Source organism: Flagellimonas nanhaiensis (assembly GCF_003382275.1).
Lineage (GTDB): Bacteria > Bacteroidota > Bacteroidia > Flavobacteriales > Flavobacteriaceae > Flagellimonas > Flagellimonas nanhaiensis.
On the sequence record NZ_QTJX01000003.1, the window covers coordinates 387,443 to 402,144 of the forward strand.

Sequence of the window (14,702 nt, forward strand, 5' to 3'; positions counted from 1 at the left end):
GAAACACAACTGTCATGAGTAAGAACACAGAATTTGATAACATCGCTTTTGATCTCCCCAAGAACAAGAGCAACGTAATAAAAGTGATCGGCGTAGGTGGTGGTGGCAGCAATGCTATCAACCACATGTTCCAGGCCGGTATCAATGGTGTAGATTTTGTAATCTGCAATACAGATGCCCAGGCTTTGCAAAATAGTCCTGTACCCAATAAGATTCAGTTGGGGGTATCCCTTACAGAGGGATTGGGCGCTGGAGCCAATCCAGACGTTGGCGAACAGGCTGCATTGGAGAGCATGGAAGAAATCAAGTCCATGTTGGAACACACAACCAAAATGGCTTTCATTACCGCCGGTATGGGGGGCGGAACTGGAACCGGAGCCGCTCCGGTCATAGCCAAGTTGGCCAAAGAAATGGATGTTCTTACCGTAGGGATTGTTACCATCCCGTTTCAGTTTGAAGGGGCCATGCGAAACAAGCAGGCCCAGGCAGGTATAGAGAAGCTGCGTTCCAACGTAGACTCACTCATAGTAATCAATAATAACAAACTCCGCGAGGTCTACGGAAATCTCGGGTTTAAGGCAGGTTTCTCAAAGGCAGATGAGGTCTTGGCCACAGCAGCTAGGGGTATTGCTGAGGTAATAACGCACCATTATACACAGAATATTGACCTTAGGGATGCTAAGACAGTACTTTCAAACAGTGGAACTGCAATCATGGGCTCGGCCACAGCTTCTGGATCTGCCAGAGCGGGTGAGGCAATTATGAAAGCCTTGGATTCACCGTTGTTGAACGACAATAAGATAAATGGAGCAAAGAATGTGTTGTTGCTCATTGTTTCCGGTTCGCAGGAGATTACCATTGATGAGATAGGGGAAATCAATGATTATATCCAAATTGAAGCAGGTCACGGAGCCAATATTATCATGGGGGTTGGTGAAGATGATAATTTGGGTGATGCAATAGCCGTAACCGTTATTGCAACTGGGTTCAATGTAGACCAACAGGATCATATCGTAAATACAGAGAGTAAGAAGGTATTTTATACACTGGAAGATGAGCAGACGGCAGAACAAGAATTGACACCTGAAGCAACTTCTGTACAAGACGTAAAAATTGAAAGCAAACCTGTACCATCAGAACCTCCAATAGTTAAGCACACATTGGAAATGGATGAAGAGGTTGAAGAAGCTCCTCAAAATGACCTGGATTTGATTCCAACAACGAGCTACATCAGGAATTTTAATGTATTCTATGAAGAAGTAGTTCCCGAAAATGTTGAAAATGATTTCATCATAATAGAAGCCAAGAGCATTTTGAACGATATAGAGGTGGTTGACCCCGAAGTGGTATCTCCAAAAGCAAAAGAGGATCAATTCACATTGAGTTTTGACATGCCCCTTAATCAAGTTGAGGAAGAAGAGGAAAAAGAGCATACCATTACCTTTAATCTTGATGACGAGGTCAGGGATATAGATGTTAAGGAATATGTGGAGGTCAAACCTGTGCTGGAATATAAGAATGAAGGTGAAACCCGATATAATTTGGAAGAGTACATGGAGCTTGAAACCAAATTAACGGGAGCTAAATCTGTTGCGGAGACCCATGAGCCAAAATTGGTGGAAGATGAACTGGTATTTGAGAAAAAGACATTAAAGCCAGAAGCATCCACAGGAGGTGAAAACGCACCCAACAAGGATCCGTTCAATAGCTCAATCAATGACCTTTTGAAGGATCGCGCGGACGAGCGTAGAAAAAAACTTAAGAATTTCAACTATAAGTTCCAGAACAACAGGAACAGCATAGATGAAATAGAAAAACAACCAGCCTATAAAAGGCAAGGAGTTGACTTGGACGATGTTCCCAAGGAGCAAAAGGTATCTAGGACCACCTTGAGTGAGGATAGTAATGATGACCTTCAACTGCGCTCCAACAATTCCTTTTTACATGATAATGTTGATTAGTAGTGTTTAGATTGTATTCCATTTTTTAATGGGAAGCTTCAAGCCCGAAAGTTAAGAGACTTTCGGGTTTATTTTTTATCTTCGCAGCCCTAAATATGGAGTAAATGAGTCTACAAGAAAAGGTGATGACCGAGATGAAAGCGGCAATGAAGGCCAAGGATTCTGTTGCCTTGGAATCATTGAGAGCCATAAAGTCGGCAATTTTGTTGGCAAAGACAGATAAAGGAGCAGGTGGAGAGCTTTCTGAAGAGGATGAAGTGAAGCTTGTTCAGAAATTGGTGAAGCAACGCAAAGATAGCGCGGCCATTTTTCAAGAACAGGGCAGGGAAGATTTGGCTGAGCCTGAATTGGCCCAGGTTGCCGTAATTGAAAAGTTTCTGCCAGAACAGCTTACCGAAGAGGAAATTGAAAAAGTAGTGGTACTTACCATTGAAGAAATTGGGGCTACTGGTATGCAAGAAATGGGTAGAGTAATGGGTATGGTAACCAAAGAATTGGCAGGGCAAGCAGATGGTAAAACGATATCATCCATTGTTAAAGCAAAATTAAGCTCATAAATATTTAAATAAGGCCGCGTAGTTCAACTGGATAGAATATCAGATTTCGGCTCTGAGGGTTGGGGGTTCGAATCCTCCCGCGGTCACGACAAATAGATTCAAAGCCACTGATTTACAGTGGCTTTTGCTATTTTATACCCCCTTGCTGCACGATATCTGCACGACGATCAATGTCCTTTTCCAAAAACGGTTCTTCATATGCACCAAACATAATGTTTTCTTAAAAATCCCCCGGTTTATACCAGGTATAACATTATATCATATATTTGAAGCGAAATACTTGTACAAAAAGAAAGCGGTTGCGGAAAAACCCCAGTTTTTTTGAGGTTTTTCTACAATGAAGATTAAATTTTTTAATATAAATTGTACGCCCCAAATGTAATTGCCCGTTTAATAACTTTTTGATAAATCCCCCCGCCTAAATCGTTGTGCTATAGCGCCGTAGTGTAATTTAAGGATAGTATTAATCTTTAAATTATATTACAATGAGAAAGTTAGTTTATGGAATTTTTGTAGCAGTTGGAATATTGAGTCTAGCTGCTTCATGTGAAACAGAATCAGTAGATGAGCAAGCAGAACTTCATTCACCGGATCCGGACGAGCATCAAAGACCAGGGGGAGGGGGAGACGATTAAATCCCCTTTTGGAACTTTTTTGGTGCTGTTTTCTGGGATTGTTCTATATGCGGATAAAATCGTAGATTATTGGAACATTCCCATCACTTACGAGTTTCAATATTACAACAATGCAGAAGTTTTTATATGGGTTTGCAGTGCAACTGTGAGCCCATTGCTTTTAATAGCAGGATATTGGTTCAGACCAAAATCATGGGCATTGGCCAGCCCTCTTGCGGCATATTCAGTTCAAATGATGTACATCTGGAGAGATGAAAAATGGATTCAAAGGGACTATTTCTGGCACCACACTATTGCATTTATGATAGGCTTCCTTCTTCTTATTTTATTGATAAAATGGGCTACTTCCAGAAAAAGCAAGAGTTTTTATATAAAAACCATCAGAAGCTTTGTTTCATTTGTGATGGAAGAGACAGAACAGAAGGATTATATCAAAAAAGAAAAGAAAAAGGAATACAATAAAAGAACTGTTGAACTAGTAGACAAAGCGGTGGGCAATGAGTGAAAAGCAAAGAAGATTAAGTCGCGCCAAAAAATCTGGGCTTGTTTCTCCAAAATCATTGAAGGTCTACGAAAAAAGATTGGAAGAGGTAATAGAAGAACGTCAAGTGGAAAGGGAAAAGGTTAATGAGGATAGACTGGCAGGACTTTTACTTGAACGAGAAATATTAAAAATCCATTTATCAGGACTTCTTTCCGATTAATTCTAATTGTTTCCGAAGCTCTTCAATCTGCTTTTGTACCTTCACCTCAAAATCCCTTGATTTTATTTCACTGACAATTCTCTTGAACAATTTGTGCTGTCCAAACCGCTCAATGTTCAAATCAACTATGTTTATAATCTGAAGAACTTCTTCATCGCTAAGACTGTTTGGATCAATGTTAAGTGTGCACTCCATTTCACCACGACCTGTCATCAACCAAGCACCATTCAATTTATTATAGGGCTCTTTTTCACACATTAATATCTTGGTAATATTTTCCTGAGAAAGAGAACCCCTTTTTCTTGCCTTACCAATAAGGCCGTTTCCAATACCACACTCCCTTTCAACAGTGCCATCTTTCAGGCCATGAGATTTGAAAAAGTAATCAAGTCGAGAAAAAAAATCTATCATTAATAATAGTTTTTCTTGTATTTAAAAGCAATAATGCTATCTTTACATCAATATTGCTATGTTTTTTGTCCGCAATATATCGCAAACAGCTATAAAAGTATCAATAAATATAGAAACATTAATAAAGAATTGTGAAATGAGTAAGGCATCAATAACAATAAGTACAATTCATGTAAGATTTTTCAAGGGATTAAAAGATGTGAAAGTTGATTTCATCGATCAAGACGCTACCATAAGGGGCTGCAACGGTTCCGGAAAAACAACATTGTTCGACGCTTTTACCTGGTCATTGTTTGGTTCAGACTCCCAAGGCAATTCAGATTCAAAGTTCAACATCAAGACACTTGACAAGGACAACAATGTGATCCCGCGCGTTGACCATTCAGTGGAGCTAACCCTTGGAGTGGATGGAAAAGAGGTTGTCATCAAGAGAATCTTAAAGGAAAAATGGGTAAAGGTTCGCGGATCGCTCGAGCCGACCTTTCAGGGCAATAAAAGCGAATTCTTTTGGAACGATGTTCCAAAGACCAGCAGAGAGTTCCAAGATAAGGTAAATGGTATAATCGACGAGTCTATATTCAAATTGCTCTCAAACCCACTTGGGTTCAACCAACTCCATTGGGAAAAGCAAAGGAACATCCTTATCACCATCGCCGGTGAGGTAAGTGATTCTGAACTGGCCACTGGAAATGATTCCTTCACCAAGTTACTGTCCAAATTGTCCGATAAGTCATTAGGGGAATATAAAAAGGAACTTGCCGCCAAGAGAAAGAAATTGAAGGATGCCATTGCCGATATTCCAGCTCGAATTGATGAAGTGGGCCAAGGTAAGCCGGAGCAAAGGGACTTTGACTCATTAAAACAGGAATTAGGGAAACAGGAGGTTTCATTGAATATGGTCCAATCCCAGATAGATGACCTGAACAAAGCTGCAGAATCGGTAGAGACCGAAAAGAAAAAGATAAGGGACAAAATATTTGAGCTGACTACTTCAACCGGGAGAACCAAACTGGAACTAAAGCAGTTGCTCGAGCAAAACCAATTGGACCCCTATAAAAGGGAAAAAGAGATACAATCAGATCTTTCCATCAAAGAATCGGAGCATACCAATCTATTGACCCAAAAGAACGATCTGTCATATAGTCTGGATAGGTCTGAGTCCAAAATAAGGGAGTTGGATGCAGAACTAGTGAAGCTAAGGGAGGAATTCAATGCTGAATCAAAAAAGAAACTTGTATTCGGCGATGATTTCAAGTGCCCTACATGCCATAGGCCTTTGGAAGAAGAAGATGTGGAAAAGCAAAAAAAGGATATGCAGTCCGATTTCAACGAGGACAAGGCCAAGAGTCTCGAGATACTGAACAAAAAAGGGCTCCAATTAAAGGAAAGGTTGGAAGATGAAAAGGAAATTTCCAAAAATCTTCAAGACAAAATCAATGAAAAGGTTTTGAATCTTAAAGATTGTGATAAAGAGATAAAGTCACTTAAAGTCCTTCTGGAGGAGGAAAAATCCAAACCAAAGGCAGACCAGCAATCCATTGAGTCCCAGCTTCAGGACAAACTTGATTTTAATAAGGATTATCAGGCCTGTTTAAAGGAAATCAAAGAACTCGAAGTTAAGCTTGAAAATTTCAAGGCCCCGGACAACCAAGAGTTGATCAAAAAGAAAAATGAACTTTCCGAGAAAATTGACGGTCTGAAAACACAATTGCGTGAAGAGCAATCGATAATCGATGCGGATAAGCGCATAAAAGAGCTTTCTGAAAGTGAAAGCTCCTATGCACAGCAGATTGCAGATGTTGAGAAAGAGGAGTTTGTTGCACAAGAGTTTACGGTTGCCAAGGTATCTGCACTTGAGAGTAGGGTAAATAAACTTTTTGGCGATGGAATAAAATGGAAGTTGTTTACCAAACAAATAAATGGGGCCGAGGTTCCCACATGTCAATTGACGTATAACGGTGTTCCTTGGCCTGATTTGAATACAGCATCACAGATAAACACTGGGATAGAGGTGATCAATGTATTGAGCGCGCACTATGGTATCAATTTCCCTATTTGGGTCGATGGAAGGGAATCGGTCACGAACCTTCAGGAAACTGAATCACAGGTAATCAATCTTGTGGTCAGCGAAGAACACAAAACCTTAACAGTAGTATGATGAAAGATTTTTTGATAGTGGCGATTTGGCTGATAGGGGTTTCTGCATTTATAGTAGCTGTTCTTATGTGGCTTGTCTGGAGAGGCAGGAACAAGGACGATGATAAATGGTTTGATTGATGCCGATTCTTAAAAAATATGCATGGTTACCAATTGTGGTGCATACATGGAGGCCATGTGGTTCTAGAGCATTGATATGGTTACAGGAATACTACGAAATGACAAACATAGAAAGGAAATATTGCCTTCGTTTAGGAAGGTTCTCAAAAGAGCTTAGATAATGGACGAGACCTATCAAGACGAATGGAATTACCAAGATACAGGTTATAACGATAACGATTTTAAATAAAAACTATGAGCACAGAGAGTAAGACCACTACCAAAGTGGCCAAGAAAGAGGGTAATGCTATTGCCAAGACAAACCCAGCGGAAAGATTTACCAATACGGTAATCAAGCAATTTGGAGCATCGGCACCCGGGGAAATCAAAGTTTCCGATTTCCAAAAAAAGTTAATACAGAACTATTTCATAAAGATGGACTCTGTATTAAAAGATGCTGAAACAAAAAGACTCAGTAAGTCAGAACAATATAGGGATGCTCTTGAGTTCAAATGGGAAAATGTAAACATGCAAAAGCTCGCAATCGATGTTGTTGCTTTCTCAAGTATTGGATTAGATCCATTACAGCCCAACCACATAAATCTTATTTGCTACAAAAATTCCCGTACCAACAAATTTGATGTCGGTTTTATAATTGGTTACAACGGAATTGAACTGAAGGCTAGAAAATATGGACTTGATGTACCAGATAACATAGTCATTGAACTTGTCTACGAAACCGATGTATTCAAAGCAATTAAAAAAGATGCTAATAACCCTATTGAAAAGTACACATTTGAGATTACAGATGAGTTTGATAGAGGTGAATTGAAGGGAGGTTTCTACTATCAAGTCTTTAATGATGACCAAACCAAGAACAAATTGGTCATGTTAAGTAAGAAAGACATCGAAAAACGCAAGCCAAAATACGCAAGCACTGAATTCTGGGGGGGTGAAAAGCCAGTTTATAAGAACAACAAAAAAACCTCTGAAACCGAAAAAGTTGATGGGTGGTATAATGAAATGGCCTATAAAACCATAAAGAGAGCTGCTTGGAACGATGTGGTAATTGACAGTGAGAAAATCGATGACAACTACCATAGAATGGCCCAAAATGATATGGATAGGGTTGCAGGTGAAGTCCAAAATGAGATTGACAACAATGCCAATGCAACAGTCATTGATATTGACTCTGAAGAGATTACGGACCAACCTAAATTGACTGAACCCCAACCACAGAAAAAAGTCGAGGAAGTGGTAGATAAGGAAACTGGTGAAGTGAAAGATGATAGCCCTGAACCTGGCAAACAAAAGCCATTGTTTTAGTGCACTACTACCCTGACATATGTAAATGTAAAAAAGTAAAAAAACTGGGTACCGGTTGGACCATCTGTAGAAAGCATGGATGGATGATTGAAAGACCCAAACCGGTTCAACTCAAACTTGAATTTTTATAAATATGGCAAAGTCGTTTTTACAATTTGTTGAAATAAAGGACACTGGAAAGACTAAGGTCTGGGAGGTCAATAATACATCAAATATTATTCTTGGTAGAATTGGTTGGTACTCCCCATGGAGAAAATATGTCTTTATGCCAAATGAATCCACAATATGGGATTTTAAATGTCTCAGCGAGGTCAAAAGCTTCATGTTCAATGAAATGCAAAAGCGCAAGAAATGAGACTAAAGGTATTTTCCAGTTCCTCTAAAGGCAACGCATACGCACTCATTGATAGTAAAGGTAATAGTTTACTTCTTGAGTGTGGCGTGCCTGTGGTTGAGATAAAAAAGTTCCTTGATTTCAATCTTGAGGGAATACAGGGGTGTTTACTTTCACATTTGCACGGGGATCATTCCAAGTATCATAAACAGTATTTGGACTCTGGAATTCATGTGGCCATGGGTATTGAAACAGCAACAGGCCTTGGCATCGAAAACCATCATCGGGTGAAGATTATTGAAGCCAATAGAAAGTACACCTCTATGTTAAATGAGTTTACGGTAATTCCAGTGAACATGGTCCATGACACGCCCTGTTTTGGTTTTGTCATAAAGCATGAGGAGATGGGAAACCTGGTATTTATAACCGACTCTTATTACAGTCCTTTCAAGTTTTCAAATATCACCCATTGGTTGGTAGAAGCGAACTACAGCGAGGGGATAATAGACTCGGAAGGTTACGGCACCACAAATTCACTGGTCCGCAACCGTGTTCTGGAAAGTCATATGTCGATTGAGAACCTTGTTAAATTGTTCAGGGCCAATGATATGTCAAAGACCAAAAATATTGTGCTCACACATCTATCAGACACAAATTCCAATGAAAAGGAATTTATAAAAATTATCCAACGATCAACCGGCAAGATGGTCCATGTGGCATCGCCAGGACTCGTATTAGATATAAGTATCAATCCATTTTAATCAAAACCTATGGGAGAAGGAAACAAATTATTGGCAAGTGATATCATCCAGGCAGATGATGCCTTTATTTCCGAGGTGGCCAAAAAGGTACAAAAGGTGCTTCAACCCGAGACCAAAGAAGGCGAAAGAAAATATACCATTAAGGAAATAGCCAAGCTTGGTAAGAGGAAACCACAGACCGTTAGAAAGCATATCAACAATTGGTTGAACAATTATGATGGAAGCCAGCTCAAAGCTGAAAAAGAGAGAAACGGTAAGCTCTGGTACGCCAAGAAAAAGGATGTAGAAGAGTATTTGAAAATTAAACTACCATAAAATTAAAACAAAGGAATATGAAACAACAATTTTATTTCTCGATGAAGGATTTGGGAAACCTTTCCCGAGAGTTATTGGAAAAGGGGTATTCACAGCTCCCGGATGTCTGTCCAGAAGGTGAAATGGCCGAGGACAAGATAATCATTGATGCACAAAACAAAAACTTTTGGTACTGCGACAACCAGAATTTTGAACCGCACATCAGGATAGTGGCCAACACCCACCAACAGACCATCGAACATTTAAAGGACAGATCAAAACTTTAAGTATGGAAATTTCAGGAAACTTAATTGAAATACAAGAAACCAAGGAATACGGACAGAACGGGTTCAGGAAGAGAAGGTGCGTGTTAAGGACCGATGATCAATACCCCCAAGAGATACCGGTTGATTTTGTCCAGGACAAGGTTGATGTCCTTGATGGTTTCTCTTTGGACGACAAGGTAACGGCAAGCATTAATATCCGTGGAAATGAGTACAACGGGAAACATTATGTGGAGCTTCAGGGATGGAAAATGGTAAAAAATCAATGATAGTATAACTTTAATACAATAACAGACATGGATGGCGTCACAGATCTACATTGCCGAGTTAAGGCTTCAAGAAAAATTGTTGACAGATTACCTGGGAAGCGGGGAAAGGCTTTCCGTGCTACAAATTGCAAAGCTGTCCCGAGAAATACTGAGACTTCGGTCCGAGATTAATTTCTATGAAAAATTAAGGGCCGGACACCTAGATATAAACAGTAAAAACATTAAAAAGGAAAAATTTTTTGTTAAAAATATTATATTAAGTACAATATAGTATAATTAATTGTTACATTTGGTGTAACACTAAAGTCTCACATGAAAAAAATTAAACATATAACCCCTCTAGAATCTCCAAAAGCAAGTGAGGCTGCTACGGAATTTTAGAGGGGTTTGTCTTTTATAATTATGAGCAAAAAAAGAGTACTGGCGCCTTCGCCACACAAAATAAGTCAAGAGACATTGGACAAGCTCAAGACATTCGAGCCGGTCCAGTTCAGACAATACAAGGAACTGGTCAATACCGGCCAGATAAGACCTGTATCAAAGTACGTGGACAAAGAAACCGGTGAGCACAAAACAACCAAGATCAAGCTCACCAAACCTGTCCAGGTGTACTATGACAACGAAAACAAGAATTTCCTGTACCTGAACCCCTTCTACAAAACCATTAGGCTCTGTGGGGAGTGGGCAAATGAGGAAGATGTATGACTGTTGAATTTAACATAGAGAATCTTCCTGGTTTCAAATATTACCAAGAAATAAGGGAAGTTTATAAAGAGGTATTGCCTCATATAAAAGTCTATGGAGGTATCTCACCTTATTTCTATCCTTGGGTTCTTACCCCAATTGAGTACTACGTTTGGGTACACATTAGGGCAAACAATTTAAACCTATATCCCCAAGTACCCTGTGGTAAATATTTTATTGATTTTGCAAACCCAAAACTAAGACTAGCGATAGAGGTAGATGGTAAAGACTATCATTCTGAAGAAAAGGACAGGGATAAAACTGAATTCTTGATTAAGGAAGGATACCGCCTGATAAGATTCACTGGCACTCAAACTTGGAGAAGAGATTTTGGTGAAATATTTAATCAATCATTAAAAGGCTATTAAACATAAAATATTAACATGAACAAACCACCATCATTTCAATTTTATGCTCAAGATTTTTTGACGGGGGTCATGTATTTAACTAATGAAGAGCGTGGAATTTACATCACAATGTTAGCGAAACAATGGTCTGACGGTAAAATACCCAAAAAAAGGCTTGGGTTTTTAGTGGGTTGTGATTGGGATGAGCTATCAGAAGAGCTAAAAAATAAATTTGAAGATAAAGGGGAATACCTTGTAAACAATAGGCTTGAAAGAGAAAGGGATAAAAAGGAAAAGTTTTTGAACAAACAACGCGAAAATGGAAAAAAAGGTGGTAGACCGTTAAAAAATAGCACATCGGAAAAACCCAAACGAAACCCAAACAAAAGCCTTTCATCTTCATCTTCATCTTCTATTAATAGTATAAACGCAAATGAACAGTTTGATTTTTTTTGGGACACTTACGATAAAAAAGTTGATAAGAAAAAATGCCTCAAGCAGTGGGGCAAACTAACTGTGGATGAAATCAAAAGAATATTGGACTCGGTTGAACATTACGTAAAACAAAACCCAAACAGAAAGTACAGAAAAAACCCACTTACCTATCTAAACGGAAAGAATTGGGAGGATGAGATTGATTTTGGTGCCGTAAACTGGGACGTTTTGTTAGATGCTTTCAATGAATTGACTGGAAAAAAAGTACCGTCGATATCCATAGAGGCAAAAAACAACATCAACGTCTTGCTGAAAACGGGATACAGTAAGGATGATTTTTGGAACGCTATAAACCATTGTTTTAATGATGCCTGGCATAAGAAAAATCCGCATGTACTGACGCTGGAATACATTAGTAGACAGGACAACATGGAAAAATATTTCAATAAAAAATGATGACACTAAAGCAATCCATACAAAGACTGAAATGGAGGTTTTCCGAGAAAAAACCCTTCGCGGCCAATGAGAACGATTTTGAAGCATTGAACACGATAATAGATTTCTGCGCCTCTATCCAGAAAAAAAACTATCAAGAACAAGAGTTGTTCGCAAAACTGTACATAGCCTACTACTCAAATCTTCTCAAATTTTATGATTGCACCGTTTTTGATTCAATGCCAAAAAAACATATTGACGGAATCCTGAGCAAACCTCTTTTCCTGTTGATAGAAGAGCTTAAGGAGCAATTGAACCTTTCGGAAAAATACCTTCCCATAGAGCTCTCAGGCAAGGGACCGCTTGACCATATCCATATTGCACATATCAAGGCAGCCTATAACAGGCTGGGTTATTCGGATGAGGATATTGACATCAAGGTAAAGAAAATTGTTGATGATAGAAAAAAATCCAACAAAGACTTAGCCCAGCTTTTGGAGGAGCATGAAGAACTTAGGAATTTATTGTTGACAAATACTGAGGTGTGGAACCACCAAAAGGTTGCTGATAGTGTTGAGACGATGATCAATGGAAGTATAAACGATTATTTGATATCAAAAGTACCGGCATAATGAGCGATGTGTTTGAGAAATTGGACTTTGGTTCCAAGGAGCAAAAAAGTAGTTCCGATTATTCGGAGATGCATACAAAATCCTCCATTGACCTCGATGTTGTTCCCCCAAGACCCCCATTGGCATTGTCAATTGGTAGGGACGAAAGGAGCTACAACGGGTATCATTATCCCTTGAGGTTTGGGACCTTTGGAAACATCAGTATGATTAAAGGAGAGGAAAAGGCCAGAAAATCGTTCCTGAAGTCATTGCTGCTTGCGTGTGCAATTGGGGGAAATGCCAATAACTATTCAGATGATATAATAGGGCATGGATTAAGGGATAAATATATCATTGACATTGATACCGAACAGGACGAATATGATGCGTGGCTGAACGCTTCCAGAATACCTAAAATGGTAGGTGCCATCCCTGAGAACTACATTTCGATAAAACTTCGGGAATATAACTCTGAAGAAGTTTCAGGATACCTGGAGTGGCTGTTCATGGAAAGTGAATATAGAAGTAATCTAGGGATTGTCTCAATTGATGGCTTTGTAGACTGTATGAAGGATTTTAATTCCCTTAGTGAAAGTATTGAGTTTACAAAAAGGCTTATGAGATACAGCTCATTGACCAAATCGCACATTACAGGGGTTCTTCATCTTAACCCAAACAGTGATAAGGCGAGGGGGCATTTAGGCACAATACTGCAGCAAAAATGCGAAACTGTGGTAATAATCAAGGATATGGGGGAATATTCAATGGTTACATGTCAAAGAGGAAGGGGTAAAAAATTTAAACCATTTACAATCCGGATTGATGATGAGTGGCTTCCATATGTCTCTGATGATGATGTAATGGAGAATGGTATTGTACCAATAAAGAAAGTTGATTTCTAACAACATCTGACCGCTGATGAAAGAAGAAGTATACATGGTATTGAAACTTCTGACCCATCTGATCCGCGAAAGTCCATATGGAACGAAGGAGAGGGTACTCGTAGAGGGCGCTAGGGGATTTGTTCCGGTATATGCAACATGGGAAGAGGCCTATAATGCCTCAGAGGACGGAAGGTTTGAGATAATAAGATTGACGACCCAGAAAACTAGAGCAACAGTGGGATGAGGCAAATGATCTTAAATAAGAAAACACCTAAAAACTTAAACAAGTAAAACGATTGATCACATGATACAGTTTGAAAACGCAGTAAAAAGGTATAACGAAATCATTCTTGATGAATTGAAGGAGGTTGGTATTGTGTGCTGGCTGGCCGGAGGAGCTTTAAGGGATTACTTCATGGGCAAACCCGTGAAAACGGATTACGATATATTCTTTCCCAGCGAAAAAGAGTATGAAAAGGCATCAACTTATTTCAAGGCAAAAGAAGCTGAAATCAAATGGGAGTCTGAAAATGGTATGAAAGTAAACTACTCAGGAAGAACTTTTGATTTGGTCAAGAAATTCTTTGAGACCCCATCGGCAACCATAAATGAGTTTGATTTTACTGCAAGTATGATAGCAGTTGACAATGAAAAAGTCTATCACGGGGAGACCACCTTCATAGATATAGCCAAACGACAGTTGATGATAAACAAGATAACCTATCCGGCCAGTACCATGAGTAGGGCTTTCAGGTATTACAAAAAGGGGTTTTCCATGTGCTTGGGTGAAATGAAAAAATTAGTTGAGTCAATCCAGAACATGCCAAAAGAAGAAGTTTCTGAGCAAGATGATAACGAAATCTCATCAGGAGAAATGGCAGCAATGTTCATAGGAATTGATTGACCAACCCAAATAACAAAGAACAATATAAACCATAAAAAATGATGGGTAAAATAAAAAAAGATTGTGCTTTTCAATATTACAATGGAAGAGAGGTTATTGCGGATGAAACTGAATTAACACTCAAAGAGGCAAAGAAGCTATTTAATGACCACTATGAAGATATGGTCGAACAAGTAAAAGGAGGAAACGGGATAGAATGTGCGATTTGGATAAATATGAAAGGAAGATATGATTATCACGATACTTTAATTCATCTACATTCTCCCTGTGAAGAGAATGGTGTTTTATGGGAAAAGAAATATATCACTGGATTTTCAGAAAAGTTAATTAACTGAACACCAACTATATGGAAGAGATGCAAAAAGCAGCGCAAAAATGTTTTGAAAAGCATTGTTACTCAAAAGGAATCTACGGAGTAAACCAGCACACGGCCTTTAGATGGGACGAAGTAATTGAATTCATGGTAGTGTTCTCCAACCAACAGAACAAATCCACTAAGGAGGAATCATTAGAGCTAATTAAGTTCTGTAAAAGTTATCCAGGAATGCTA

General features: G+C 39.0%; 23 protein-coding genes and 1 tRNA gene. 23 read left to right on the forward strand and 1 reads right to left on the reverse strand.

The genetic code is table 11. The features are described from left to right. Window positions 1–14 precede the first annotated feature (14 nt). From ftsZ to DX873_RS14665, 6 genes are all read left to right on the forward strand, one after another. A complete protein-coding gene (ftsZ, locus tag DX873_RS14645) occupies window positions 15–1,961 on the forward strand; it encodes a cell division protein FtsZ (protein ID WP_116185215.1) in 1,947 nt (648 codons plus the stop codon). A 104-nt stretch (window positions 1,962–2,065) separates the two neighbouring features. Further along, complete coding sequence (locus tag DX873_RS14650; protein WP_116185216.1) at window positions 2,066–2,518, forward strand: GatB/YqeY domain-containing protein; 453 nt, start codon at window positions 2,066–2,068, stop codon at window positions 2,516–2,518. A gap of 12 nt (window positions 2,519–2,530) precedes the next feature. After that, window positions 2,531–2,604, forward strand: a tRNA-Arg gene (locus DX873_RS14655). A 399-nt stretch (window positions 2,605–3,003) separates the two neighbouring features. Next, window positions 3,004–3,153: a hypothetical protein gene (locus DX873_RS18950; protein WP_181899519.1), complete on the forward strand. Its 150-nt coding sequence runs from the start codon at window positions 3,004–3,006 to the stop codon at window positions 3,151–3,153. Then, window positions 3,083–3,658 (forward strand): hypothetical protein, encoded by a 576-nt coding sequence (locus DX873_RS14660; RefSeq protein ID WP_116185217.1) that lies wholly within the window; start codon window positions 3,083–3,085, stop codon window positions 3,656–3,658. Before DX873_RS18950 ends, DX873_RS14660 begins: the two co-directional genes overlap by 71 nt. Next, a complete protein-coding gene (locus tag DX873_RS14665; RefSeq protein ID WP_116185218.1) occupies window positions 3,651–3,857 on the forward strand; it encodes a hypothetical protein in 207 nt (68 codons plus the stop codon). The genes DX873_RS14660 and DX873_RS14665 overlap by 8 nt, the downstream gene beginning before the upstream one ends. On the opposite strand, the gene DX873_RS14670 is transcribed toward DX873_RS14665, so the two are convergent. Continuing rightward, window positions 3,837–4,268, reverse strand: a complete 432-nt coding sequence (locus tag DX873_RS14670; protein ID WP_116185219.1) for a hypothetical protein — start codon at window positions 4,266–4,268, stop codon at window positions 3,837–3,839. The genes DX873_RS14665 and DX873_RS14670 overlap by 21 nt on opposite strands. Before the next feature lie 136 nt (window positions 4,269–4,404). On the opposite strand from DX873_RS14670, the gene DX873_RS14675 reads away from it, so the two are divergent. The 17 genes from DX873_RS14675 to DX873_RS14755 form a co-directional block, all read left to right on the forward strand. After that, window positions 4,405–6,426 carry a hypothetical protein gene (locus tag DX873_RS14675; RefSeq protein ID WP_181899520.1) on the forward strand — a complete coding sequence of 674 codons (2,022 nt, stop codon included), beginning with the start codon at window positions 4,405–4,407 and terminating at the stop codon, window positions 6,424–6,426. 353 nt (window positions 6,427–6,779) lie between these two features. After that, complete coding sequence (locus DX873_RS14680; protein WP_116185221.1) at window positions 6,780–7,850, forward strand: recombinase family protein; 1,071 nt, start codon at window positions 6,780–6,782, stop codon at window positions 7,848–7,850. 133 nt (window positions 7,851–7,983) lie between these two features. Continuing rightward, window positions 7,984–8,205 carry a hypothetical protein gene (locus tag DX873_RS14685; RefSeq protein WP_116185222.1) on the forward strand — a complete coding sequence of 74 codons (222 nt, stop codon included), beginning with the start codon at window positions 7,984–7,986 and terminating at the stop codon, window positions 8,203–8,205. Continuing rightward, a complete protein-coding gene (locus DX873_RS14690) occupies window positions 8,202–8,945 on the forward strand; it encodes an MBL fold metallo-hydrolase (protein ID WP_116185223.1) in 744 nt (247 codons plus the stop codon). The genes DX873_RS14685 and DX873_RS14690 overlap by 4 nt, the downstream gene beginning before the upstream one ends. A 9-nt stretch (window positions 8,946–8,954) precedes the next feature. Then, on the forward strand, window positions 8,955–9,260 hold the full coding sequence (locus tag DX873_RS14695; RefSeq protein ID WP_116185224.1) for a hypothetical protein: 306 nt from the start codon (window positions 8,955–8,957) through the stop codon (window positions 9,258–9,260). Window positions 9,261–9,277: 17 nt separating this feature from the next. Continuing rightward, on the forward strand, window positions 9,278–9,526 hold the full coding sequence (locus DX873_RS14700; protein WP_116185225.1) for a hypothetical protein: 249 nt from the start codon (window positions 9,278–9,280) through the stop codon (window positions 9,524–9,526). A 2-nt stretch (window positions 9,527–9,528) separates the two neighbouring features. Beyond that, window positions 9,529–9,792 carry a DUF3127 domain-containing protein gene (locus DX873_RS14705; protein ID WP_116185226.1) on the forward strand — a complete coding sequence of 88 codons (264 nt, stop codon included), beginning with the start codon at window positions 9,529–9,531 and terminating at the stop codon, window positions 9,790–9,792. A gap of 31 nt (window positions 9,793–9,823) precedes the next feature. Further along, window positions 9,824–10,063, forward strand: coding sequence for a hypothetical protein (locus DX873_RS14710; protein ID WP_116185227.1), 240 nt, complete (start codon window positions 9,824–9,826; stop codon window positions 10,061–10,063). A gap of 131 nt (window positions 10,064–10,194) precedes the next feature. Beyond that, window positions 10,195–10,497 (forward strand): hypothetical protein, encoded by a 303-nt coding sequence (locus DX873_RS14715; RefSeq protein WP_116185228.1) that lies wholly within the window; start codon window positions 10,195–10,197, stop codon window positions 10,495–10,497. Beyond that, window positions 10,494–10,904 (forward strand): endonuclease domain-containing protein, encoded by a 411-nt coding sequence (locus tag DX873_RS14720; RefSeq protein WP_116185229.1) that lies wholly within the window; start codon window positions 10,494–10,496, stop codon window positions 10,902–10,904. Before DX873_RS14715 ends, DX873_RS14720 begins: the two co-directional genes overlap by 4 nt. A 15-nt stretch (window positions 10,905–10,919) precedes the next feature. Then, window positions 10,920–11,774, forward strand: coding sequence for a DUF1376 domain-containing protein (locus DX873_RS14725; protein WP_116185230.1), 855 nt, complete (start codon window positions 10,920–10,922; stop codon window positions 11,772–11,774). Next, complete coding sequence (locus DX873_RS14730) at window positions 11,771–12,385, forward strand: hypothetical protein (protein WP_147296671.1); 615 nt, start codon at window positions 11,771–11,773, stop codon at window positions 12,383–12,385. The genes DX873_RS14725 and DX873_RS14730 overlap by 4 nt, the downstream gene beginning before the upstream one ends. After that, entirely contained in the window at window positions 12,385–13,266 is an 882-nt protein-coding gene (locus DX873_RS14735) for a hypothetical protein (RefSeq protein ID WP_116185232.1), read from the forward strand. Before DX873_RS14730 ends, DX873_RS14735 begins: the two co-directional genes overlap by 1 nt. 16 nt (window positions 13,267–13,282) lie before the next feature. Continuing rightward, window positions 13,283–13,492 (forward strand): hypothetical protein, encoded by a 210-nt coding sequence (locus DX873_RS14740; protein WP_116185233.1) that lies wholly within the window; start codon window positions 13,283–13,285, stop codon window positions 13,490–13,492. A 60-nt stretch (window positions 13,493–13,552) separates the two neighbouring features. Further along, the gene (locus tag DX873_RS14745) at window positions 13,553–14,152 is read left to right on the forward strand and encodes a Gabija anti-defense Gad2 family protein (RefSeq protein ID WP_116185234.1); all 600 of its coding nucleotides are present in this window, start codon (window positions 13,553–13,555) and stop codon (window positions 14,150–14,152) included. Between the two features lie 38 nt (window positions 14,153–14,190). Further along, window positions 14,191–14,487: an HU family DNA-binding protein gene (locus tag DX873_RS14750; protein WP_116185235.1), complete on the forward strand. Its 297-nt coding sequence runs from the start codon at window positions 14,191–14,193 to the stop codon at window positions 14,485–14,487. An 11-nt stretch (window positions 14,488–14,498) separates the two neighbouring features. After that, window positions 14,499–14,702 (forward strand): hypothetical protein (locus tag DX873_RS14755; RefSeq protein ID WP_147296672.1); only part of this gene is annotated, 204 nt, incomplete at its 3' end.